Here is a 22327-nt window from a genome sequence, read left to right as displayed (position 1 = left end):
GTCCGTTCGCGATTCCTACGAGGAGTGATCAATATGTCCGAGGTGAAGCTCGCCGCCCAGACGCGCACCGAGTTCGGCAAGGGTGCCGCCCGCCGTATCCGCCGTGACAGCAAGGTTCCCGGTGTCCTGTACGGCCACGGTTCGGACCCGCTGCACCTGACCCTGCCGGGCCACGAGCTGCTGCTGGCGCTGCGTACGCCGAACGTCCTGATCTCCCTGGACATCGACGGCAAGACCAACGAGCTGGCGATCCCGAAGTCCGTGCAGCGTGACCCGCTGAAGGGCTTCCTGGAGCACGTCGACCTGCTGCTGGTCAAGCGTGGCGAGAAGGTCACGGTCGAGGTTCCGGTGCACGCCGAGGGTGAGCTGGCCGCCGGCGGCAACCTGCTCGAGCACGTGCTGAACGCCCTGCCGGTCGACGCCGAGGCCACCCACATCCCCGAGGCGCTGACCGTCTCCGTCGAGGGCCTGGAGGCCGGTGCCTCCGTCCTCGCCAAGGACATCAAGCTGCCTTCCGGTGTGACCCTGGCCGTGGACGAGGACGCGGTCGTCCTGCAGGTCCTGCAGGCGCAGGTCGAGGAGGCCGTCGAGGGCGAGGCCGTCGAGGGCGAAGAGGCCGCGGAGGCCTGAGCCTGCCTGACCGGCGGTTCGGCCGCATTGGTACGACCGCCAAAGCGGTAGCTGTACGCTCCAGCCGCTGCTTCCCTCGGGGGAGCAGCGGCTGTTGCACGTGAGGAGACATGGACGTGACTACCCCCGCAAGTGCCCCCTGGCTCGTCGTCGGGCTGGGTAATCCTGGGCCGGAGTACGCCATGAACCGGCACAACGTCGGGTTCATGGTGGTGGATCTGCTCGCGGAGCGGATCGGCGGGAAGTTCAAGCGTGCGGGCAAGGCGCAGGCGCAGGTGCTGGAGGGACGGATCGGTCCGATGGGGCCGGCGAACCGGCGGGTGATCCTGGCCAAGCCGATGTCGTTCATGAACCTGTCCGGCGGTCCGGTGAACGCGCTGCGGGACTTCTACAAGGTGCCGGTGGCGAACATCGTCGCGGTGCATGACGAGTTGGACATCGATCACGGCACGCTGCGGCTGAAGCTGGGTGGTGGCGACAACGGGCACAACGGTCTGAAGTCGATGACGAAGGCGATGGGGGCGGACTACCACCGGGTGCGGTTCGGGATCGGCCGGCCGCCGGGGCGGATGCAGGTGGCGGACTTCGTGCTGAAGGACTTCTCGTCGGCGGAGCGCAAGGAGCTGGACTACTTCGTGGACCGTGCGGCGGACGCGGTGGAGTGTCTGGTGATCGAGGGCCTGGAGCAGGCGCAGAGCGCGTACAACTCCTGACTTGTCCGGCCTTGGAGCCCGCTGGAGTTGACCGGTCGTGGGCGTATGGCCAATGATCCCGGCCATGCCTGCCACAGCTGCCAACGCTCGCCAGGCCTCCGCGACCGCGCTGCGGTTCGGGCGGGTCGCCACGATGGGTGTGTTCGCCGCGCTGATCGTGTTCACCGGGGTGTGGGGTTCCTGGGGGACCGCGCAGCACGTGATGCTGACGAAGGGGCGCGAGCGCGGCACGATCAGGGTGACGAGCTGTGCCGGGGACACGTGCCGGGGCCCGTTCACGCCGGTGTCCGAGGGGGCGCGGGCGCGGTCGAGCGTGGAGATCTCGCAGTCGGTCGCGGTGCGCAAGGGGCTGACGTACGCCGTGGTGGTGAAGGCGGGGACCGACGAGGTGGTGCGGTCGGGGCCGGCGGGGATTCTGTACGCCTGGATTCCGCTGGGCGGTGCGCTGCTGCTGGCGTCGGTGGTGGTGGCGGGCGGTATGCGTCTGACGCGGGCGGCGTGGGTGCTGGCGGGGTCGGGGATCGCGCTGCTGACGGGTGCTTTTGTCGCGACTCTCTGATTGTCCGCTCGTCCGATTTGGCGCCCGTCAGGTTTCGCGTCCGTCTGTTTTCGTGACCCGCTGAGGGGTTGGGGCGTTCTTCACGTCTGTGGGGGGCTCGTGTGTTGCCTGTTCGTGATTGACCGGCCGCCGGGCGGGACCGGATGCTGAACCGCCCCCTCCACATCTTCCCTGTTCGCCACTCGAAGATGGATCACCCCATGCGTACCCTCATCCGCGCCGGCGCGCTGTCCGCCGGTGTCGCGGCGGCGCTCGTGTGCGCCCCCGCCGCCCAGGCGAGTGCCCCTGGTGACAACGGCACCGTCAAGATCCATGACGCCCGGACCGGCGCGGAGCTGCGCCGCAACGAGCCGCACGTGTGCACCTTCTACCTGGACGCCTTCGGTTTCGACGGGGTGCAGCAGGTGGACTGGCACATCGAGGCCTGGGCGCCGACGGCTGCGACGAAGGGCGCGACGGTGAAGTCGGGCGCCCTCACGCTGGACGCGGACGGTCACGGTCGTAGCGAGGACCTGTCGCTGCCGGACGGTCACTACAAGCTGTTCTGGAACTTCGAGGGCGAGAAGGGCGCGGCCAAGCACAAGGTGTTCTGGACGGACTGCGCCGGCTCGCAGGGCGGCGGGGGCGGTGCGGCGACCCCGTCCGGTTCGGCGTCGCCGTCGGCGTCGTCGCCCGGTACTGCGACGGGCGCGTCCGCGCCCCCGTCCACAAGGCCGTCGCAGGCCGCGTCGCCGGGCTCGGCGTCGGCACCGTCCTCCGCGCCGTCCGCCCAGGGCTCCGGTGACCTCGCCGAGACCGGTAATGGTGCCCCGGTGGGCCTGCTGTCGGCCGTCGCTGCCGCGCTGGCCGGTGCGGGGGGCTGGCTGGTGGCCCGGCGGCGCAGGACCGGGCAGGGCTGAGGCGGCTGGACGCGCGGGTGCCCCCGGGGTCGTACGGACCTCGGGGGCACCTTCGTTGTGCGGTGGCGGTCAGCCGGTGTTGCGCAGGCCCGCTGCCACGCCGTTGACGGTGAGGAGCAGGGCGCGGGAGAGCAGCGGGTCGGGTTCGGCTCCGGCGGCCGCGGCGTCGCGCTGGCGCTTGAGCAGGGTGACCTGGAGGTAGGAGATCGGGTCCAGGTAGGCGTCGCGGACGGTGAAGGTCTGCCGGAGGGCGGGCTGGGCGTCGAGGAGTTCCTTCTCGCCGGTGACGCGCAGTACCTCGCGGACGGTCAGCTCGTGTTCGGCCTTGATGGTGTCGAAGACGTGCTTGAGCTCGTCGGGGACGAGGGTGTCGACGTAGTGCTGGGCGATCCGCAGGTCCGTCTTGGCGAGGGTCATCTCGACGTTGGACATGAAGTTGCGGAAGAAGTGCCACTGCCCGTGCATCTCGCCGAGCACGGTGTCCAGACCGCTTTCCCGCAGCGCCTTGAGGCCGGAGCCGACGCCGAACCAGCCGGGCACGATCTGCCGGGACTGGGTCCAGCCGAACACCCACGGAATGGCGCGCAGACCGTCGAGCGAGACGCCCGAGCCCGGGCGGCGGGAGGGCCGCGAGCCCAGGTGCAGTTCGGCGAGCTGGTCGACGGGCGTGGAGGCGAGGAAGTACGTCGGCAGGTCGGGGTCCTCGACGAGCCTGCGGTAGGCGGCGTGGGCGGCGTCGGAGACGACGTCCATGGCCGCGTCCCAGCGGGCGAGGGCCTCGTCGGACTGGCGGGGGGCGGTGTGCAGGGCGGAGGCCTGCAGGGTGGCCGCGACCGTCAGTTCGAGGTTCTCCCGGGCCAGGGACGGGATGAGGTACTTGTCGGAGATGACCTCGCCCTGCTCGGTGACCTTGATCTCGCCCTCCAGGGTGCCCCAGGGCTGGGCGAGGATGGCGTCGTGGGAGGGGCCGCCGCCGCGGCCGACGGTGCCGCCGCGGCCGTGGAAGAGCCTCAGCCGGACCCCGTAGCGGTGCGCGACGTCACGCAGGCGCCGCTGTGCCCGGTGGATCTCCCACTGGCTGGTGGTGATGCCGCCGAACTTGGAGGAGTCGGAGTAGCCGAGCATGACCTCCTGGACGTCGCCGCGCAGCGCGACCAGGCGCCGGTAGGACGGGTCGGAGAGCATGTCCTCGAGGATGGTGTCGGCGGCGCGCAGCTCGTCGGTGGTCTCCAGGAGCGGGACGATGCCGATCTTCGCCCAGCCGGCGTGCAGGTCGAGGAGGCCGGCCTCGCGGGCGAGGACGGCGGCGGCGAAGACGTCGTCGGCGCCCTGGCACATGGAGATGATGTAGGACTCGATGACCTCGGGGCCGAAGACCTCGAGGGCGCGCTTGACGGTCTCGAAGACGCCGAGGGTCTTGGTGCCGGCCGCGTCGACGGGGGCCGGGCTGGGGGCCAGCGGGCGCCGGGAGCGCAGCTCCTTGGCGAGGAGCTTGGCCCGGTAGTCGCGGGGCATGTCGGCGTAGCGCCAGGATTCCTCGCCGAGGCGGTCGAAGAGCTGGCCGAGGGCGTGGTGGTGGGCGTCCGCGTGTTCGCGTACGTCCATGGTGGCGAGCTGGAGGCCGAAGGCGGCCAGGGTGCGGATGGTGCGGCTCATGCGGCCGTCGGCGAACAGGGCGCCGCGGTGTTCGCGCAGGGAGGTCTGGATGAGCCGGAGGTCGGTCAGCAGTTCGCCGGTGCCGAGGTAGTCGCGGCCCGCCTCGTGCGGGGTGCCCTTGGCGAGGCGCTGCTTGGTGTTCTCCAGCTTCTGCCGGACGCAGGTGGCCTTGAGCCGGTAGGGCTCCTCGGCGTTGAGGCGCTTGTAGCGGGGGCTGATCTCGGGAAGCCGCTCCAGGTCGGCGCGGAGGGATTCCAGGAGTTCCTCGGTGGCGCCGGCGTAGCGGATGGAGTTGGAGAGCAGGCCGCGCAGTTCGTCGACCATCTCCAGGGCATCGTTGATGCCGTGCTCGTGCTGGAGGATGAGGACGTCCCAGGTGACCTGGGGGGTGACGTTGGGGTTGCCGTCGCGGTCGCCGCCGATCCAGGTGCCGAAGGTGAGCGGGCGGGTGTCGTCGGGGAGCTTGACGCCGACGCGCTCCAGTTCGGCGGTGAGGTCCTCGAGGACGTCGCCGACGGCGTCGGCGTGCAGCTCGTCGAGGTAGTAGATGGCGTTGCGGGCCTCGTCTGCGGGCTCGGGGCGTACCACGCGCAGTTCGTCGGTCTGCCAGACGAGGTCGATGTTCTCGGCGAGGCGGACGTCGTGGCGGCGGCGGTCGGAGTCGAGGACGGGGGTGTCCAGGAGCGCGGCAATGCGCCGGAGCTTGTTGAGGACCGAACGGCGCGCGGCCTCGGTGGGGTGTGCCGTGAACACCGGCCGAACATTGAGGTGCTCGACGCTCTGCCTGATGTGCTCGGGGTCGGCGTCCTTGAGGCGGTCGGCGGTGCGGGCGAGGAGGCCGCCCTCGGCGGCGCGGCGGGCGCGCAGCTCGCGGCCGCGGTGCACCTGTTCGGTGACGTTGGCCAGGTGGAAGTAGGTGGAGAAGGCGCGGACCAGCTTGGCTGCGGTCTGCAGTTCGGTGCCGCGCAGCAGCTCGGCGGCGGCCTCGCCGTCCTCGCGGGTGAGGCGGCGGACCTTTTCGACCAGGTCGAGGAGTTCGGGACCTTCCTGGCGGACGAGGGTCTCGCCCAGGAGGTCGCCCAGCCGCCTGATGTCGGCGCGCAGCTCGGTGCTGGTCGTGGTGGTCTGGTCGTCGGCACTGCTCACAGGTGCGGCTCCTTGCAGTGTTGAAGCTCGTCTGGGAGGGAACCCGGGGCACCATCCACCACGCGGCGAGAGTGCCGCATACGGGCCGGGACGTCCGGGAAGGAATCAGAGCGGACCGCGCTGTCCGACCGACTTCAAGGATAGGTGTCGATGCGGACGCGCAGGCTCTGGGGCTCTTGCCGCAGCTCGGCACGCTGCCATACTTACGTCGCCGTAGGTTACGGAACCGTAGGGAAACACCGCTGGAGTCCCGCTCGGTCCGGTCGGCCCGGCACATTGTCCCGACCCTCGAACCCCACAGGGGACACGCATGACCTCACGTTCCGATGTGATCGATGAATCCCGTACGGCCGACGACACTCCCATCGCCTCCGCCACTCTGGGTGGCGAGCAGAAGCGCTCGATCGAGCAGATCACGCTGCTCCTGTTCATCATCGTGCCGTTCCTGGCACTGGTGGCGGCCGTGCCGCTGGCCTGGGGCTGGGGGGTGAGCTGGCTCGATCTGGGCCTGCTGGTGTTCATGTACTTCCTGGGGTGCCACGGCATCACGATCGGTTTCCACCGGTACTTCACCCATGGTTCGTTCAAGGCCAGGCGGCCCCTGCGGATCGCGCTGGCGATCATGGGGTCGCTGGCGGTCGAGGGCCCGCTGGTGCGCTGGGTGGCCGACCACCGCAAGCACCACAAGTTCTCCGACGCCGAGGGCGATCCCCACTCGCCGTGGCGGTTCGGGGAGACGCTGCCCGCGCTGATGAAGGGCCTGTGGTGGGCGCACATCGCATGGATGTTCGACGAGGAGCAGACTCCGCAGGAGAAGTACGCGCCGGATCTGGTCAAGGACCCGGCCATCCGGGCGATCTCCCGCCAGTTCGTCCTGTGGACGGTCCTGTCCCTCGCGCTGCCCCCGCTGGTCGGCGGTCTGGTGACGATGTCCTGGTGGGGTGCGTTCACCGCGTTCTTCTGGGGTTCACTCGTACGAGTGGCGCTGCTGCACCATGTGACGTGGTCGATCAACTCGATCTGTCACGCGGTGGGCAAGCGGCCGTTCAAGTCGCGGGACCGCTCGGGCAACGTGTGGTGGCTGGCGGTGCTGTCCTGCGGGGAGTCCTGGCACAACCTGCACCACGCCGACCCGACCTCGGCGCGGCACGGCGTGATGCGCGGCCAGATCGACTCCTCGGCGCGGATCATCCGCTGGTTCGAGATGCTCGGCTGGGCGTACGACGTGCGCTGGCCGTCACGCTCACGTATCGATTCGCGCCGTAACACCGACGAAGGCGGCTCCCGACGCCGGAAGGAACCCGCGAAGGCGGCATGATTGACGCCGTGGCGACCGACTCCAGCACCCCCAGCACCGACAAGCCGCGGCGAGCGCGCCGGACCCGTATGACCGGTGCGGAGCGCCGCCAGCAGCTGCTGGAGATCGGTCGCACCCTCTTCGCCGCGAAGGGCTTCGAGGGCACCTCGGTGGAGGAGATCGCGGCGAAGGCCGGGGTGTCCAAGCCGGTGGTGTACGAGCACTTCGGCGGCAAGGAGGGGCTGTACGCGGTGGTGGTGGACCGCGAGATGCGGCGGCTGCTGGACATGGTCACCGGCTCGCTGACGGCCGGGCATCCCCGCGAGCTGTGCGAGCAGGCCGCCTTCGCCCTCCTCGACTACATCGAGGAGTACACGGACGGCTTCCGCATCCTGGTCCGTGACTCCCCCATCCCGCAGTCGACGGGCTCCTTCGCCTCGCTGATCTCCGACATCGCCACCCAGGTGGAGGACATCCTGGGACGCGAGTTCAAGTCGCGCGGCTTCGACCCGAAGCTCGCCCCGCTGTACGCCCAGGCCCTGGTCGGCATGGTCGCCCTGACCGGCCAGTGGTGGCTGGACGTGCGCCGCCCGAAGAAGGCGGAGGTCGCAGCGCATCTGGTGAACCTGGCGTGGCACGGTCTGGACGGGCTGGAGCCGAAGCCCCGGCTGATAGGGCACCGCAAGAGCTAGAAGGGTCCAGCACAGGGTGTTGATCACCCGATGTGATGACCTTTGTCGGGCCCGGCGGCTACCGTGGGTACTCAGGCCGAGAATCCCCTTCATGGGAGGAATCACCATGACTGCCGAGCCCGTCGACGAGCCCGGCACCCGTTGGCCCGTGCCACCGCCCGATGGCTACACGGTGGACGACCTGTTCACGCTGCCCGACCTCCCGCCGCACACCGAGCTGATCGACGGGAGCCTCGTCTTCGTGAGTCCGCGGCGGCGATTTCACAGCCTCATGATCGACCTGCTGATGGCGGGCCTGCGAAGCACAGTGCCGAAGCATCTGAAGGTCCGCCGCGAGATGACAGTCGTCCTGAACCGACGCAACGGACCGGAACCGGACGTGAGTGTGCTTCGCGCGGAAGCCGAGGGAGACCTGGATCAGACGCGGTACGCGGCACGTGACGTCGTGCTGGCCGTCGAGGTGGTGTCCCCCGACTCCGAGGAACGGGATCACGACACCAAGCCCCGCAAGTACGCCGCCGCGGGCATCCCGCATTTCTGGTTGGTGGAGATGACCGACACGAACCCGCGTCCGGTGATCAGGGTCTACGAGCTCGACCCGATCAACAGGACGTACGGCCTGACAGGCACGTACCATGACCGGCTCAAAGTCGGTGTGCCCTACGACATCGACATCGACATCACGCTGGACGCCCTCAACGAACTGTGACCGGTTCCAGGAACTCCAACCGGTTCCCCACCGGATCCTCCGAGTAGAAGCGTCGGTGGCCCGGGAGGTTGTCGTCCCAGGTGACCGGCGCACCCTTTGCCGTCAGCCGGGCCGCGTACGCCTCGATGTCCGTCACCCGGAGTCCCGGGTGCGCCTTCTTCGCCGACCTGAAGTCCTGCTCGATGCCCAGGTGCAGCTGCACGGCCCCCGCCCGGAACCAGCAGCCCCCGCGCGCGGCGAGCACCGGCGGCTTGGGGATCTCCGTCATGCCGAGGACGTCGGCGTAGTACGCCCGCAGGACGTCCTCGGAGCCGGGCGGTGCGGCCAGCTGCACATGATCCACGGCGGTGATCACCTCACGTCCCCTTCACAGCCACCGCGAACAGGCGCCGGAAGGGCAGGACCGTGCCGTACGGCGCGCTCGGGTAGGCCTCGCGGAGCAGGTCCCGGTACTCGGTGACGAAGGCGTCGCGGGCCTCGGGGTCGTCGGCGAGGGCGGTGAGGGCGGGGCGCAGGCCGGTGCCCTTGACCCAGTCCAGGACCGGGTCCTCGCCCTCCAGGACGTGGAAGTACGTCGTCTGCCACACGTCGGCCGCGCAGCCGAGGCGGGCGAGGCGGTCCAGGTAGGTGCCGGGGGTGTGGACGGAGTCCTCGTGGCGCAGGACGTCGGCGAGGCGGGACTTCCAGCGGGGTGTGGCGGCCAGTTCCCGCATCAGGGCGTGCAGCGGGGCGTCGATGTTGTCCGGGACCTGGAAGGCGAAGGTGCCGCCGGGCTTGAGGGCGGCGATCCAGTCGGCGAAGCGGTCGGCGTGACCCGGCACCCAGTGGAGGGTGGCGTTGGAGAGGATCAGGTCGTGCGGCCCCTCGGGGGTCCAGACGCGGGCGTCGGCGTGGGCGAAGTCCAGGCGGCCGCCGCCGGCCGTGGCGCCCTCGTGGTCGACGTGTGCCTTGTCGAGCATCTCGGGCGAGTTGTCGTAGCCGGTGATGTGCGCGGTGGGCCAGCGTTCGGCGAGCAGGGCGGTGACGTTGCCGGGGCCGCAGCCGAGGTCGGCGATGCGCGGTCGCCCCGCGGGCGGTTCCGCCGGGAGCGCGGGGACGCGGGCGAGAAGGTCGGCGAAGGGGCGGGCGCGGTGGCCGGCGTGGCGGAGGTACTGGGCGGGGTCCCAGGTGGGCGTCGTCATGGCTCCACTCTCCCGTCGCGCATATCTTGATGTCAAGAGACTTGAGATCAAGAGACTTCATGTCGACACAACCACTACACTGATCTCCATGGAGGACGAGGTCGATCGGCTGGTCGCAGCGTGGCGCCGGGAGCGTCCGGACCTCGACGTGGAGCCGCTGGAAGTGCTCAGCCGGGTGAGCAGACTGGCCCGGCACCTGGACCGCGCACGCCGGCTCGCCTTTTCCGAGCACCAGCTCGAACCCTGGGAGTTCGACGTGCTGACCGCGCTCAGGCGCGCGGGGACGCCGTATCAGCTCTCCCCCGGGCAGCTGCTGACGCAGACCCTGGTCACCTCGGGCACGATGACCAACCGGATCGACCGGCTCGCGAAGAAGGGCCTGGTGGAACGGCTGCCCGACCCGAGCGACCGGCGGGGCGTACTGGTCCGGCTGACCGACACGGGCCGGGACCGCGCGGACCAGGCCCTGGCGGGACTGCTGGAGCAGGAGCGGGCGATCCTCGCCGAGCTGTCCCGGGCCCAGCGCGCCGAACTCGCCGGCCTGCTACGCCAGCTGACCGCCCCGTTCGACAACATCCCCGGCTAGGGACTTGCCGCGCGTCTCCGGCCGGAGACGCGGGGTCTGGCACGCACACGTGGCCGATCAGGCGCTGTTGGTCTCCTCCGGCATGACCCGCCCGGCAGACCCCAGGTCCACCGGACCGACTCCGGCCCGCCGGGCGAGCGCGACGGCGGCCAGGGTCGAGTGGACGCCCAGCTTGCCGAGGACGTTCTGCATGTGGGTGCGCACGGTGTGCGGGGAGAGGAACAGCCGTTCGGCGACGGCCTTGCGGCCGAGGCCCGCGACCATGCAGCGCAGCACCTCCCGCTCGCGCGGGGTCAGCGACTCCACCAGCTGCTCGCTCTCGGTGCGGTGCTTGCGCGCGGCCGTCAGCTCCTTGAGGACGCCGGTGAGCAGGGCGGGCGGCAGATGGGTCTCGTCGCGCAGCACCCCGCGGATCACCGTGAGCAGCCGGGAGAGCGAGCAGTCCTTGGCGACCCAGCCGGAGGCACCCGCCTGCAGCGCGAGGGCCGCGCGCCGGGGGTCGTCCTTCTCGGCGAGGACCACCGTGCGCACCGCGGGCTGCGCCGTGCGAACGCCCGCGACCAGCGAGATCCCGTCGACCAGGCCGTCCTCGTTGCCCTCCTGCACCGGCACGGCCGGGCGCACGCCGGGCAGATTTCCGCCCAGGTCGGCGTCGACGAGCAGGACGTCGTAACGGCGGCCCTCGGCGGCCGCGCGCTCCAGGCAGCGCAGCGCGGCGGGGCCGCTGCCGGCAGCCGAGACGTCGACGTCGGGTTCGGCGGCCAGCGCCGCGGCCAGCGACTCGGCGAAGATACGGTGGTCGTCGACGACCAGGACTCGGATACGAACCACGAAACCCCCTTCCCCGGGCTCCGCATGGAGCAGGGGATGACCAAGGTTCGGAGCACGACGACTCGCGCGGGCACGACACCTGCGGAAGGAACGCCGACCGCACGACCGCCGCCGTTGCGGAAACTGCTACCCCCACCGCAGGCGCCGTACCCGCCTGTCTCGCCCCCTGATATGCACCGGCCCCCACCGGTGCTGTTCATCAGAGTACGGATGGGAGCAGAGAGCGGAAGCCGATTTGCAGAACTGGCCGTCCGGCACGTTTATGGTGTGCCGCATGTTTCGTATTGAGGCGGAAGTCGACAAAGCCCGACGTGATCTGCTCCGCTCCCGGCTGCGGGACACCAACACGGCGGCCTCACCGGTGCTGGCGGCGCTCCGGGGCACGCCGGGGGAGCGCGAAGTCCCGCTGCACGTCTGGGCACTGGACTCGGCGGGAGATCTGGCCGGAGGTCTGGTCGGCCACACCTGGACGAACTGGATGCACGTCACCTATCTGTGGGTCGACTCCGCGCACCGCGGCACGGGCCTCGGCTCCCGTCTCCTCGCCGAGGCCGAAAACGTCGCCCGCACGGACCGCGGCTGCACGAGTGCCCGGCTGGAGACATGGGACTTCCAGGCTCCGGAGTTCTACAAGAAGCAGGGCTACGACGTGGTGTGCGTGATCCCCGACTATCCGCCGGGCATCACGGAGTTCACTCTGACGAAGCGGCTGAGGTGACGGGGAGTCACTCCGCCGCAGGGGGCGGTGGAGGCGGCGGCGGGTAGGACGGCCGGGGCGGGATCCTTGGCGCGGGCGGCCCCGCCGGTGCGGGCGGAGGCGGCTGAGGCTCCATCGACCGCCGGGGACGGGGTGCCGGTGGCCGGGGCGTCAGGGGCGGTGCCGGGGCCGGGGCCGGCGGCGGAGGCAACAGCGGCTCATCGTCCGCCGGCACCGGGCCGCCCGCCCGCAGCCGCTCGATGGTCCGCTCGGCCCGGCGACGGGCCCGGGGGTCGTCGTCGCGCCGGAAGAGCAGCCCGACGCCCGAGGGGGTGCGATACGTGGAGGAAGGGAACTGGATGATTCTGCCGCCGTGCCGCTCGACAGAGACCAACTGGTACCCGAGCGCGTGAGCGATCTCCTCGGCCAGCGCTTTCTGCCCCGGGCCGAGCCGGAGTTCGACCTGCCCCCGCCCGTCGAAGCGGGACCGTATGTCGTCGGCGTCCATCCGGCTCACGCCTCCCGTGAAAGCCCGTCGGCCCCGCACAGTCGTGCGGGCCGACGAGGCTGTCGCAGACTCAGCCGACCCGGCGCGCCCCCGCCGAAGGCACCGCCTCGAAGACGCGTGGGGACGTGAACCCGGCCGCGGCGAAGGCTTCTTCGACCGCCTTGGTGAGGGTGTCCACGTCGGTGGCCTCCGCGAGGACGATCGCCGAGCCGCCGAAGCCGCCGCCGGTCATGCGGGCGCCCAGCGCGCCGTTCGCGAGGGCGGTGTCGACGACCAGGTCCAGCTCCGGGCAGGAGATGCGGAAGTCGTCGCGCAGGGAGGCGTGGCCCTCGGTGAGGACCGGGCCGATGGCCCGGGTCTCGCCGGCGCGGAGGAGGGACACGACCCGCTCCACCCGCTGGTCCTCGGTGACGACGTGCCGGACCAGGCGGACGACCTCCTCCTCGTCGCCGAGGCGGGCGAGGGCCGCGTCCAGGCCGGCGTAGGCGATGTCGCGCAGGGCGTCCACGCCGAGCAGGGCGGCGCCCTTCTCGCAGTCGGCCCGGCGCTTGCCGTACTCGCCGCCGCTGTGGGCGTGCTTGACCCGCGTGTCGACGACCAGCAGGCGCAGGCCCTCGGCCGCGAGGTCGAAGGGGATCTGCCGCTGGGACAGGTCGCGGGTGTCGAGGAAGAGGGCGTGCCCGGACTCGCAGCAGGCCGAGGCCGTCTGGTCCATGATGCCGGTCGGCGCGCCGACGTAGACGTTCTCGGCGCGCTGGCACAGCCGGGCCAGCCGCCAGCGCTGCAGACCGAGGCCGTACAGGTCGTCCAGCGCGAGTGCGATCACGACCTCCAGGGCCGCGGAGGAGGACAGGCCCGCGCCGGTCGGGACCGTGGAGGAGAGGTGGACGTCGGCACCGGTGACCGGGTGCCCGGCCTCGCGCAGCGCCCAGACCACGCCCGCCGGGTAGGCCGTCCAGTTCCCGTCGCTCCCGGGGGCCAGGGAGTCGAGCCGCAGTTCCACGACCCCGCCCTCGACGTCCGCCGAGTGCAGGCGCAGCACGCCGTCGGTGCGGCGGGAGACCGCCGCGGTGGCCTGGTGCGGCAGCGCGAAGGGCATCACGAAGCCGTCGTTGTAGTCGGTGTGCTCGCCGATCAGGTTGACCCGGCCGGGCGCCGCCCACACTCCCTCCGGCTCGGCCCCGTACAGCTCGGCGAAGCGCTCCCGGACCTGCTGTGCCCCCACTACTGCTCCCTTGCCGTGCTTGCGATGTGCCGCGCGAACTCCCACGCGTCCGCGACGATCCCCGCGAGGTCCGCGCGGGACGGGTTCCAGCCCAGCTTCTCGCGGGCCGTGTCCGCCGAGGCGACCAGGACCGCCGGGTCCCCGCCGCGGCGCGGGGCCACGACCTCGGGGATCGGGTGGCCGGTGACCTTGCGGGCGGTCTCGACGACCTCGCGGACGGAGAAGCCGCTGCCGTTGCCGAGGTTGCAGATCAGGTGCTCGCCCGGCCGTGCGGCCGTGAGGGCCAGCAGGTGGGCCTCGGCCAGGTCCGCGACGTGGATGTAGTCGCGGATGCAGGTGCCGTCCGGGGTCGGGTAGTCGTCGCCGAAGACGGAGATCGCGTCGCGGCGGCCCTGGGCGACCTGGAGGACGAGCGGGATCAGGTGCGACTCGGGGTCGTGGCGCTCACCGTACGCCCCGTAGGCGCCGGCCACGTTGAAGTAGCGCAGGGACACCGCGGCCAGGCCGTGGGCGTTCGCCTCGCTGGTGATCATGTGGTCGACGGCGAGCTTGGTGGCGCCGTAGGGGTTGGTCGGCTTCGTCGGGGCGCTCTCCACGATCGGGACCTGCTCCGGCTCGCCGTAGGTGGCCGCGGTGGAGGAGAAGACCAGCTTGCGGACGCCCGCCTCGCGCATGGCCCCGAGCAGGGCCATGCTGCCGGCCACGTTGTTGTCCCAGTACTTCTCCGGCTTCACCACCGACTCGCCGACCTGCGAGGAGGCGGCGAAGTGCAGCACGCCGTCGTAGGAGGCGTCGAGCCACTTGGCGGCGTCGCGGATGTCGCCCTCGACGAAGGCGGCACCGGCGGGCACGCCCTCGCGGAAGCCGGTGGAGAGGTTGTCGAGGACGGTGACCTCATGTCCGGCCTCCAGCAGGTGCTGGGCCACCACGCTGCCGACGTATCCCGCCCCGCCCGTCACCAGGTACTTCATCAACTCGCTACCTCTCGCAGTCGCTCGGCCGCGCGCTCCGGCGGCACATCGTTGATGAACACGCTCATGCCGGACTCGGAACCCGCGAGAAACTTCAGCTTGCCGGAAGTGCGGCGAATGGTGAAAAGCTCGAGGTGGAGCGCGAAGTCGTCCCGCGTCACACCGTCGAACTCCTCCAGCGCGCCGAACGGGGCCTGGTGCCAGGCCGCGATGTAGGGCGTGGGGGGCTCACCCGCCCCTTCTTCCCCTCCGTCCCGCGCCCCTTCCTTCCCTCCGTCCCGCGCCCCTTCCTTCCCTCCGTCCCGCGCCCCTTCCTTCCCTCCGTCCCGCGCCCCTTCCTTCCCTCCGTCCCGCCCGTCGAAGATCTGGTCGAAGCGCCTCAAGAGTTCCAGATAGACCTGGGGGAATTCTGTGCGTGCCGCCTCGTCGAGCGCGAGCAGATCGGGGACGCGGCGCTTCGGGTACAGGTGGACCTCGTAGGGCCAGTGCGCGGCGTGGGGCACGAAGGCCGCCCAGTGTTCACCCTCAAGGACGACCCGCTCCCCGGCGAGTTCCTTCTCCAGGACGGCGTCGAACAGGTTCTCCCCGCCGGTCGCCTCCTTGTGGGCGGCGAGCGAGCTGAGCATCAGTGCGGTGCGGGGCGTGGTGAAGGGGTAGGCGTAGATCTGACCGTGCGGGTGTCCGAGGGTCACGCCGATCTCTTCACCCCGGTTCTCGAAACAGAACACCTGCTCGACGGAGGGCAGGTGGGACAGCTCCGAGGTGCGGTCCGTCCAGGCGTCCAGCACCAGGCGGGCCTGCTCCTCGGTGAGGTCGGCGAAGGAGGCGTCGTGGTCGGAGGTGAAGCAGACGACCTCGCAGCGGCCGGAGTCGCCCGCCAGCGACGGGAAGCGGTTCTCGAAGACGACGACGTCGTACGAGGACTCCGGGATCTCGCTCAGCCGCTCGCCCCGCGTCGGGCACAGCGGGCACTCGTCGGCCGGCGGATGGTACGTGCGGCCCTGCCGGTGGGAGGCGATCGCCACCGAGTCGCCGAGCAGCACGTCGCAGCGGATCTCGGCCGTGGTGACCGTACGGTCCAGCGGGCGGCGGTCGACAGCGTCCCGCACGGTGTCGTCCCGAAGGTCGTAGTAGATCAGCTCACGACCGTCGGCCAGCCGGGTCGAGGTCTTCTTCACGCCGGACTCCTTGATCAAGCGCCCCTCGGGGAACAGCCCGCGGGGCGTGTCCGCACCCAATCACTCAACACAACCAAACATAACAAACCACAACCCGACAACACCCTGGACCATCACAATCAAACAAAGGACATCAACAGAAGTGTTCAATTGCTGAACGCGGAGGCGTAGGTTCCGCTCCGGATCAGTTCGCGCAACGAAGCGAGTTCTCATGCAAACCCCTACATATGCCCCCACAGAACTGGCGGCGGAGCTACGGCTCCCCACGAACGGGCTGGACTACGCGATCCTGGCGATCTACTTCGTCGTCGTCCTCGGCATCGGCTTCGCAGCCCGGCACTCGGTGAAGACCAGCCTCGACTTCTTCCTCTCCGGACGCTCGCTGCCCGCCTGGATCACCGGCCTCGCCTTCGTCTCGGCGAACCTGGCTGCCACGGAGATCCTGGGCATGGCCGCGAACAGCGCCCAGTACGGCGCCTACACCGTGCACTGGTACTGGATCGGCGCCATCCCCGCCATGGTCTTCCTGGGCCTGGTGATGATGCCCTTCTACTACGGCAGCAAGGTCCGCTCGGTCCCCGAGTTCCTGCTGCTGCGCTTCGACCGGGGCGCCCACCTGCTCAGTTCGATCTTGTTCGCCTTCGCCGCCATCCTGATCGCAGGCGTCAACCTCTACGCCCTCGCGATCGTCGTCGAGGCCCTGCTCGGCTGGCCGCAGTGGGTGGCCATCGTGGTCGCCGGCGCCTTCGTCCTCGCCTACATCACGCTGGGCGGCCTGTCCTCCGCGATCTACAACGAGGTGCTGCAGTTCTTCGTGATCCTCGCGGCCCTCATCCCGATCACCGTCCTCGGCCTGAAGAAGGTCGGCGGCTGGAGCGGCCTGACCGACAAGCTCACCGTCACCCACGGCCACGACTTCACCACCGCGTGGGGCGGCACCGGCATCGGCAGCGCCAACCCGCTCGGCGCCAACTGGCTGACCATCGTCCTCGGCCTCGGCTTCGTGCTCTCCTTCGGCTACTGGACCACCAACTTCGCCGAAGTGCAGCGCGCCCTGTCCGCGAAGAACCTCTCCGCCTCCCAGCGCACCCCGCTGATCGCCGCCTACCCGAAGATCTTCATCGTCTTCCTGGTGATGATCCCGGGGCTGGTCGCCGCCGCGATCGTCCCGAGGTTCGGCACCCCCGCCTCCGGCTACCAGTACAACGACGCCATCCCCTTCCTGATGCAGGAGCTGCTGCCCAACGGCGTGCTCGGCATCGCGGTCACCGGTCTGCTCGCCGCGTTCATGGCCGGCATGGCCGCCAACGTGTCCTCGTTCAACACGGTGTTCACCAACGACATCTGGGGCCGCTACGTCGTGCGCGGCCGCGAGGACTCGTACTACGTGCGCTTCGGCCGCCTGATCACCGCGATCGGCGTCGTCGCCTCCATCGGCACGGCGTTCCTGGCCTCGTCGTTCTCGAACATCATGGCCTACCTGCAGACGCTGTTCTCCTTCTTCAACGTGCCGATGTTCGTCGTCTTCATCGTCGGCATGTTCTGGAAGCGCGCGTCCGCCAAGTCCGGCTTCTGGGGCCTGCTCGCCGGCACCGTCACGGCGATGGTCAACTACTTCGTCTTCTACAAGAAGGGCATCATCTCGATCCCCACCGACCAGGGCGCGAACTTCGTCTCCGCGATCGCGGGCTTCGTCGCCGGCGCGGTCGTCATGTTCATCGTGTCCCTGTTCACCCGGCCGAAGCCGGCCCACGAGCTGCAGGGCCTGGTCTACGGCACCCGCTCCCCCGGCATGGCCGAACCGCCGGCCGCCGGCGACGACGCCTGGTACCGCAGGCCGGCCCTGCTGGGCTGGGGCGCGATCGTACTGGCCGCCGCCTGCTACATCCCGTTCTCGTTCTGACCGCGGGAGGATGAGGAAACCATGACCGAGCACTCTCGCCGTCCCGAGCACGAGCACTTCCACTACTCGGAGGAGGACGTCCAGCGGGAGGTCACCGAGCTGCAGGGCAAGTCGGCGACCGCGGCCCGCATCTTCGACCTGCGCCGCATCATCGGTGGCCTCTTCGTCGTCTACGGCGTCATGGTCACGATCGTCGGCATCACCGACTCCCAGGCCGCCATCGACAAGGCCCAGGGCATCAACATCAACCTGTGGACCGGCATCGGCATGCTGCTCCTCGGCATCTTCTTCCTGGCGTGGCTGAAGCTGCGCCCGACTCCCCCGCCGTTGCCTCCGGCGCAGGAGCAGGAGGAGAAGCAGGCGGAGTAACGCCGTTGCCCTGCGGATCGTGCCCCGGCTACAGCTCCGGCCCCCCTGGATCCGTCAGGGGGCCCGCCCTGTCCAGCAGGCCGGTGCGGGCCGCCAGTGCCGCCGCCTCCAGGCGCGAACCCACGCCCAGCTTCATCAGGACCCGCTGGACATGCGTGCGGGCCGTGCTCGGGGCGATGCCCATGCCCGCCGCGATCAGCCGGGTGTCCTCGCCGTCGGCCACCCGCACCAGCACCTCCACCTCCCGCGGCGTCAGCATCTGCAGCAGCCGCTGCCCCTCGTCATCGGGCTGGGCCGCCGGATTGAGCAGCTCGCCGAAGGCGCCCTGCAGCAGCTGCGGTGCCACCGCCGCCTCCCCCGCGCGGGCCTTCATGATCGCCCGCTCGACCCCCTCGATCCGCTCGTCGTGCCGTACGTACCCCGACGCACCGGCCGCGAAGGCCGCCGCGATGCCCCGCGGCGACGGCACCGGGCCGAGCACCAGCACGGCCACCTGCGGACGGTCCCGCTTGATCTTCACCACCGGGTCGAAGGCCCCCGGTTCGGCCGGCGCCGCCGTCCCCAGCAGGCAGACCTCCGGCGCCCGCGCGATCACCAGATCCGCCGCTCCCGCGGCCGGCGCCGCCGCCGCCAGTACCCGGTGCCCGCGCAGCTTCAACGCCGACGCCAACGCCTCCGCGAGCAGGCGATGGTCGTCGACGACCATGAGCCGCACTCCCATAGAGCAACCCCCCAGTCCCCCCCATGGATGCCCCACTATGGACGCCCACCGGTCCACCACGACAGAGGGCCGCCCCCCGGCGCCCCTGCCTTCATGCCCCCCGGAAGCTACACGCTTGTTCGACGTCGCGCTGCCCCTATGAAGGAGAAGTGCCCCGGATCGACGAAATCCGGGGCACTCCCTGGTAATACCTGGCATTCACCCCGGGCGCTCCGAAGCGCCCGGGGGCGTGCGATCAGCCGCCCGCGCCGAACGCGAGCAGCAGGAACTCCTTGCCGTACGACACCTTGTGCGCGTACGCGGCCGACATGAACAGCCGTCCCTGCCCGTACCGGATCTCCGCGTAGTCCGGGGCCATCGTGGCCTCCGCCTGCCGCACGTCCTGCGCGGCCGGGTTCTCCAGCAGCTTGGTCGCCTTGAAGGAGCCGCCGTCGATGCTGACGACCTGGCCGCCCTTGTTGTACGGGGGCTGCTTGTAGGCGAGCAGGTTGCCGCCGTCCATGCGCAGCGGGGAGATCGTGTAGCCGTCACCGGCCTCGGCGCGCTGGCCGGTCTGCTTGCCGGTGGTCAGGTCGAAGGCGACGATCTCGTTGGTCTTGCTGTACTGGCCGGTGCCGTCGTGCTGCTCGGTCGGCACGTACAGCTTGCCGGCGCCGGCGACGACCTCGCGGCAGTCCTCGACGCGGGTGATGCCGTCGCAGCGGCCGCCGTAGGTGTCACCGGGCGCGGAGATGCGGGTGAGCAGCTTGCCGGTCTTGTTGTCGATGGAGAAGTAGTCCGAGATGCCGCTGCCGTCGCCCGCGCTGTTGCCGACGTCGGCGGCCACCACCAGCGGGTCGGTCGAGACGACGCTGGCGTACTCGATGCCGGTCGCCATCCGGTAGTCGGAGATCACCTTCCCGGAGGCCGGGTCGATGGTCTGGATGTGCAGCTGGCGGCTGCCGTAACTGCCGCACTTGCGCACCGCGACCAGCTTGGGGCCGCCGCCGTACCCGCTGTCGTAGCAGGAGTCCGTCGGCTTCGGCTGCCACAGCGGCTTGCCGGAGTCGATGTCGAACGCGGCACCGCCGTTGGTGCTGCCGACCGCGACGGTGTGCTGGGAGACCGTCACGTTCTCCAGGCTGATCAGGGAGTCACCGGTCTTGACCGTCTTCGTCCACAGCTTGGTGCCCTTGGCGAGGTCGACGGCCGCGACCTGGCTGCATCCCGCGGTGGAGCCCTTCGCGGGCATCTTCGGCTGGAAGACGATCGCCGTCCTGCCGTCCGCGGTGACGTTCTTGCTGGCCGTGCACACCGGGCCGGGCAGCTTGAGCGTCCACAGCTTGGAGCCCTTGGCGGGGTCGTAGCCGACGATCTCCGCGATCCCGCTCTTGGCGTACACCGTGTCGGTCAGCCAGGAGCCCGCGGTGACGACGGAGTCGTTCGTCCTGGGCATCGGGACCTTGAAGAGGACCTTGGCGGCGGTGTTGGCCGGCACCTTCTCCTTGCCGCCGCCCGAGGTCGTGCCCCCGGAGCCGTCCTTGCCGCCCGAACCCCCGCTGGAGCTCGCGGTGTCGTCCTTCTTGCCGTCGCCCCCGGAGGACTTGGCGTACCAGACTCCGCCGCCGACGATCAGGCCGATCACGACGAGCGCCGCCACGATGATGACGAGCGCGCTGTTGTTCTTCCCGCCGCCGGACTGCGCGGGCTGCGGAGCCATCGGCACCGTGGGAGCGCCCGGGTAGCCGTAGCCCTGCGGCTGGGTGTACGGATTCTGCGGCGCGCCCGGGTAGCCGTAGCCGGGCTGGGGCGGCTGCGGGGCCTGGGGTGCCTGCGGGTAGCCGTAGCCGGGCTGCGGTGCCTGGGGCGGCTGGGGTGCCTGGGGGTAGCCGTAGCCGGGCTGGGGCTGCGGCGGCTGAGGTGCCGCAGGCTGGGGCGGGCCGAAGCCGCCCTGCTGCGGGGGCTGGTTCGGCGGCTGGTTCGGGGGCGGCGGAGGCGGCTGGGTCATGACGGAGGTACCTCGGTGAAGCTGTCGGGGCCGGACGGCGGAAGGAGGACGGGAGACGGGCCGGGACTCACTTGCCGAAGGCCATCATCAGCTTCTCCTTCGAGTCGTCGTTGCCGGACAGCCGGGTGGAGGAGATGAAGAAACGCCCGTCGGCCCACTGGACGTCACCGTCGAAGAAGCCGTCCTCGATCTGCGCGGTGCCCGCCGGGTTCTGCAGCACCTTGGCCGGGGTGTGCGAACCGCCGGAGGTCGGGATCGACACGATCTGGCCGCCCGCGTCGTACGACGGGTGCACATACGCGATCAGCTTGCCGCCCTCGGTCCGCAGCGGGGACATCGACTCGTCCACGGGGGACTTGACGCGCCACTTCTGCTTGCCGTTGGCCAGGCTGACGGCGACGATCTCGTTGGCGCCGCTCGTGGTGTCGGTGGGCAGGTAGAGCGTGTCGCCGTCGACGGCGACGCCCTGGCAGCCCTGCAGATCGCGTTCGAGGATCGCCCAGCCGCAGCGCGGGGCGAACTTCTCGTTCACCTTGACCTCCGAGCGGAACTTGCCGCTCTTGGTGAAGGTGGAGATGTTCCAGGCCTTCTTGCTCTCGTTGGTCAGGTAGACCACGAGCGGGTCGAGGGAGTACGTGCGCGCGACCGTCCAGCCCTTCTTGACCGGCTGCGTCCACTTCACCTTGCCGCTGGCCGGGTCGAGTTCCTGGATCTCGTCGTGCTCGTTGCTGCCGCCGGCGCCGCAGGAGGCGACCTGGACCAGCCGGCCCGTGCCGCCCGCGAACGCGGTCGGGAAGCAGTCCGTGCCGTACTTCTTCTTGTCGAACAGCTTGTGGCCGGTCTCGAGGTCGTACGCCGTGCCCGACTGCGAACGGCTCACCATCAGCGTCTTTCCGCTGATGCTCAGTTCGATGCTGATCGCGCTGTCGAACAGCGCGCCGTCGGCGACCTCGCCGCTCCAGCCCTTCTTGCCGGTGTTCAGGTCGATCTGCTGGATCTGGTTGCACTTGGCGCGGTCGCTGACGCCGCTCATGTACGCCACGACGATCTTGTCGTCGGCGGACTTCTCCGGGGTGACCGCGCAGATCTTCTGCGGGAAGGAGATGGGGTTCCAGGTCGGGTTGCCGTTGCCGACGTTGTAGGCGACGAGCTGCTTGTACGCCGCCTTCACCGCCGTCTTGCCGGTGATCCACATGCCGGGCGCGTCGGCGCCGGAACCGGGGGCGTCGGGCGCGGTCTTGTACCAGAGCACCTTCGCCTCGCCGGGCTTGCGGCCGGCGTTGAGGTTCTCCGGGTCCGCACCGCCGTCGCCGCTGCCGTCACCGGGGTTGACCGGATCGCCGGAGGACTTCTTGCCGTCGTCGCTCTTGTGGGCGACCGGCTTCTTGTCGCCGCCGTCCCTGCTCGTGACCGCGTAGACGGTGCCGCCGATGACGGCCAGCGCGGCCACCGCGGCACCGATGATCAGCGCCGTCCGCCCCTTGGACGCCGGCTTCCCGCCGTAGGGGGCACCGGGCACGGTGCCGGGCGCGCCCGGGAACTGGGGCGGCTGCTGCGGGTAGCCGTAGCCGGGCTGGGCGGCGTACGGGCCGGGCTGCTGGGGCTGGGCGTACGGGCCCGGTGCGCCGGCTCCTGGTGCGCCGGGGGCTCCGTACGGGCCGGGCTGGGCGTAGGGGCCGGGCTGCTGCGGGTAGCCGTAGCCGGGCTGGGGCTGCGGTGGCTGAGGAGGCTGGGCCGGTGCCTGGGGCGGCTGGGCCGCCGGAGGCGGCGGCGGCTGCGGTGCCCCGAATCCGCCACCGTACGGCGGCTGGTCCTGCGGTGCTCCGAAGCCGCCCTGCGGCGGCTGGTTGGGCGGCTGAGTCATCAGCG

General features: G+C 70.5%; 22 protein-coding genes. 11 read left to right on the top strand and 11 right to left on the bottom strand.

What is annotated here, in order from left to right:
- The first annotated feature begins 33 nt into the window (after window positions 1-33).
- From AC07DS_RS12835 to AC07DS_RS12820, 4 genes are all read left to right on the top strand, one after another.
- A complete protein-coding gene (locus AC07DS_RS12835; RefSeq protein WP_479144632.1) occupies window positions 34-630 on the top strand; it encodes a 50S ribosomal protein L25/general stress protein Ctc in 597 nt (198 codons plus the stop codon).
- Between the two features lie 110 nt (window positions 631-740).
- Window positions 741-1343: an aminoacyl-tRNA hydrolase gene (pth, locus tag AC07DS_RS12830; RefSeq protein WP_479144630.1), complete on the top strand. Its 603-nt coding sequence runs from the start codon at window positions 741-743 to the stop codon at window positions 1341-1343.
- Window positions 1344-1395: 52 nt separating this feature from the next.
- Window positions 1396-1902 carry a hypothetical protein gene (locus AC07DS_RS12825; protein ID WP_479144759.1) on the top strand — a complete coding sequence of 169 codons (507 nt, stop codon included), beginning with the start codon at window positions 1396-1398 and terminating at the stop codon, window positions 1900-1902.
- 200 nt (window positions 1903-2102) lie between these two features.
- Window positions 2103-2801, top strand: coding sequence for an LPXTG cell wall anchor domain-containing protein (locus AC07DS_RS12820; RefSeq protein ID WP_479144628.1), 699 nt, complete (start codon window positions 2103-2105; stop codon window positions 2799-2801).
- Between the two features lie 69 nt (window positions 2802-2870).
- Here the strand turns inward: AC07DS_RS12820 and ppc are convergent, their stop codons facing one another.
- On the bottom strand, window positions 2871-5603 hold the full coding sequence (gene ppc, locus AC07DS_RS12815; RefSeq protein WP_479144626.1) for a phosphoenolpyruvate carboxylase: 2733 nt from the start codon (window positions 5601-5603) through the stop codon (window positions 2871-2873).
- Between the two features lie 310 nt (window positions 5604-5913).
- Between ppc and AC07DS_RS12810 the strand changes: the two genes are divergently transcribed.
- The 3 genes from AC07DS_RS12810 (at window position 5914) to AC07DS_RS12800 (ending at window position 8301) form a co-directional block, all read left to right on the top strand.
- On the top strand, window positions 5914-6921 hold the full coding sequence (locus tag AC07DS_RS12810; protein ID WP_479144624.1) for an acyl-CoA desaturase: 1008 nt from the start codon (window positions 5914-5916) through the stop codon (window positions 6919-6921).
- Window positions 6918-7592: a TetR/AcrR family transcriptional regulator gene (locus tag AC07DS_RS12805; RefSeq protein WP_235458709.1), complete on the top strand. Its 675-nt coding sequence runs from the start codon at window positions 6918-6920 to the stop codon at window positions 7590-7592. Before AC07DS_RS12810 ends, AC07DS_RS12805 begins: the two co-directional genes overlap by 4 nt.
- A 106-nt stretch (window positions 7593-7698) precedes the next feature.
- Window positions 7699-8301 carry a Uma2 family endonuclease gene (locus tag AC07DS_RS12800; RefSeq protein ID WP_479144623.1) on the top strand — a complete coding sequence of 201 codons (603 nt, stop codon included), beginning with the start codon at window positions 7699-7701 and terminating at the stop codon, window positions 8299-8301.
- On the opposite strand, the gene AC07DS_RS12795 is transcribed toward AC07DS_RS12800, so the two are convergent.
- Both AC07DS_RS12795 and AC07DS_RS12790 read right to left on the bottom strand, forming a co-directional pair.
- Window positions 8288-8656 carry a VOC family protein gene (locus AC07DS_RS12795; protein ID WP_479144621.1) on the bottom strand — a complete coding sequence of 123 codons (369 nt, stop codon included), beginning with the start codon at window positions 8654-8656 and terminating at the stop codon, window positions 8288-8290. The genes AC07DS_RS12800 and AC07DS_RS12795 overlap by 14 nt on opposite strands.
- Before the next feature lies 1 nt (window position 8657).
- On the bottom strand, window positions 8658-9482 hold the full coding sequence (locus AC07DS_RS12790; RefSeq protein WP_479144619.1) for a trans-aconitate 2-methyltransferase: 825 nt from the start codon (window positions 9480-9482) through the stop codon (window positions 8658-8660).
- Between the two features lie 88 nt (window positions 9483-9570).
- On the opposite strand from AC07DS_RS12790, the gene tamR reads away from it, so the two are divergent.
- Window positions 9571-10068, top strand: a complete 498-nt coding sequence (gene tamR / locus AC07DS_RS12785; protein WP_053661755.1) for a MarR family transcriptional regulator TamR — start codon at window positions 9571-9573, stop codon at window positions 10066-10068.
- 57 nt (window positions 10069-10125) lie between these two features.
- On the opposite strand, the gene AC07DS_RS12780 is transcribed toward tamR, so the two are convergent.
- Complete coding sequence (locus tag AC07DS_RS12780) at window positions 10126-10899, bottom strand: LuxR C-terminal-related transcriptional regulator (RefSeq protein ID WP_479144617.1); 774 nt, start codon at window positions 10897-10899, stop codon at window positions 10126-10128.
- A 262-nt stretch (window positions 10900-11161) separates the two neighbouring features.
- Between AC07DS_RS12780 and AC07DS_RS12775 the strand changes: the two genes are divergently transcribed.
- The gene (locus AC07DS_RS12775; protein WP_479144615.1) at window positions 11162-11617 is read left to right on the top strand and encodes a GNAT family N-acetyltransferase; all 456 of its coding nucleotides are present in this window, start codon (window positions 11162-11164) and stop codon (window positions 11615-11617) included.
- A gap of 7 nt (window positions 11618-11624) precedes the next feature.
- On the opposite strand, the gene AC07DS_RS12770 is transcribed toward AC07DS_RS12775, so the two are convergent.
- The 4 genes from AC07DS_RS12770 to AC07DS_RS12755 all read right to left on the bottom strand — a co-directional run bounded on the left by AC07DS_RS12770 (window position 11625) and on the right by AC07DS_RS12755 (window position 15478).
- A complete protein-coding gene (locus AC07DS_RS12770; RefSeq protein ID WP_479144614.1) occupies window positions 11625-12104 on the bottom strand; it encodes a hypothetical protein in 480 nt (159 codons plus the stop codon).
- Window positions 12105-12174: 70 nt separating this feature from the next.
- On the bottom strand, window positions 12175-13329 hold the full coding sequence (gene galK / locus AC07DS_RS12765; protein WP_479144612.1) for a galactokinase: 1155 nt from the start codon (window positions 13327-13329) through the stop codon (window positions 12175-12177).
- Complete coding sequence (gene galE / locus AC07DS_RS12760; protein WP_145876544.1) at window positions 13329-14300, bottom strand: UDP-glucose 4-epimerase GalE; 972 nt, start codon at window positions 14298-14300, stop codon at window positions 13329-13331. The genes galK and galE overlap by 1 nt, the downstream gene beginning before the upstream one ends.
- The gene (locus tag AC07DS_RS12755) at window positions 14300-15478 is read right to left on the bottom strand and encodes a galactose-1-phosphate uridylyltransferase (protein WP_479144611.1); all 1179 of its coding nucleotides are present in this window, start codon (window positions 15476-15478) and stop codon (window positions 14300-14302) included. Before AC07DS_RS12755 ends, galE begins: the two co-directional genes overlap by 1 nt.
- A gap of 211 nt (window positions 15479-15689) precedes the next feature.
- Between AC07DS_RS12755 and AC07DS_RS12750 the strand changes: the two genes are divergently transcribed.
- Together AC07DS_RS12750 and AC07DS_RS12745 are read left to right on the top strand one after the other, a co-directional pair.
- A complete protein-coding gene (locus tag AC07DS_RS12750) occupies window positions 15690-17381 on the top strand; it encodes a sodium:solute symporter family protein (protein ID WP_479144610.1) in 1692 nt (563 codons plus the stop codon).
- A 21-nt stretch (window positions 17382-17402) separates the two neighbouring features.
- Window positions 17403-17750, top strand: a complete 348-nt coding sequence (locus tag AC07DS_RS12745; RefSeq protein ID WP_479144608.1) for a hypothetical protein — start codon at window positions 17403-17405, stop codon at window positions 17748-17750.
- A gap of 28 nt (window positions 17751-17778) precedes the next feature.
- On the opposite strand, the gene AC07DS_RS12740 is transcribed toward AC07DS_RS12745, so the two are convergent.
- The 3 genes from AC07DS_RS12740 to AC07DS_RS12730 all read right to left on the bottom strand — a co-directional run bounded on the left by AC07DS_RS12740 (window position 17779) and on the right by AC07DS_RS12730 (window position 22322).
- The gene (locus AC07DS_RS12740) at window positions 17779-18471 is read right to left on the bottom strand and encodes a helix-turn-helix transcriptional regulator (RefSeq protein ID WP_479144606.1); all 693 of its coding nucleotides are present in this window, start codon (window positions 18469-18471) and stop codon (window positions 17779-17781) included.
- 235 nt (window positions 18472-18706) lie between these two features.
- The gene (locus AC07DS_RS12735) at window positions 18707-20458 is read right to left on the bottom strand and encodes an outer membrane protein assembly factor BamB family protein (protein WP_479144604.1); all 1752 of its coding nucleotides are present in this window, start codon (window positions 20456-20458) and stop codon (window positions 18707-18709) included.
- Between the two features lie 67 nt (window positions 20459-20525).
- A complete protein-coding gene (locus AC07DS_RS12730; RefSeq protein ID WP_479144602.1) occupies window positions 20526-22322 on the bottom strand; it encodes an outer membrane protein assembly factor BamB family protein in 1797 nt (598 codons plus the stop codon).
- Between the last annotated feature and the right edge of the window lie 5 nt (window positions 22323-22327).

This window comes from Streptomyces sp. NPDC044064, from assembly GCF_056434245.1.
This window is presented reverse-complemented; position numbering and strand designations above follow the sequence as displayed.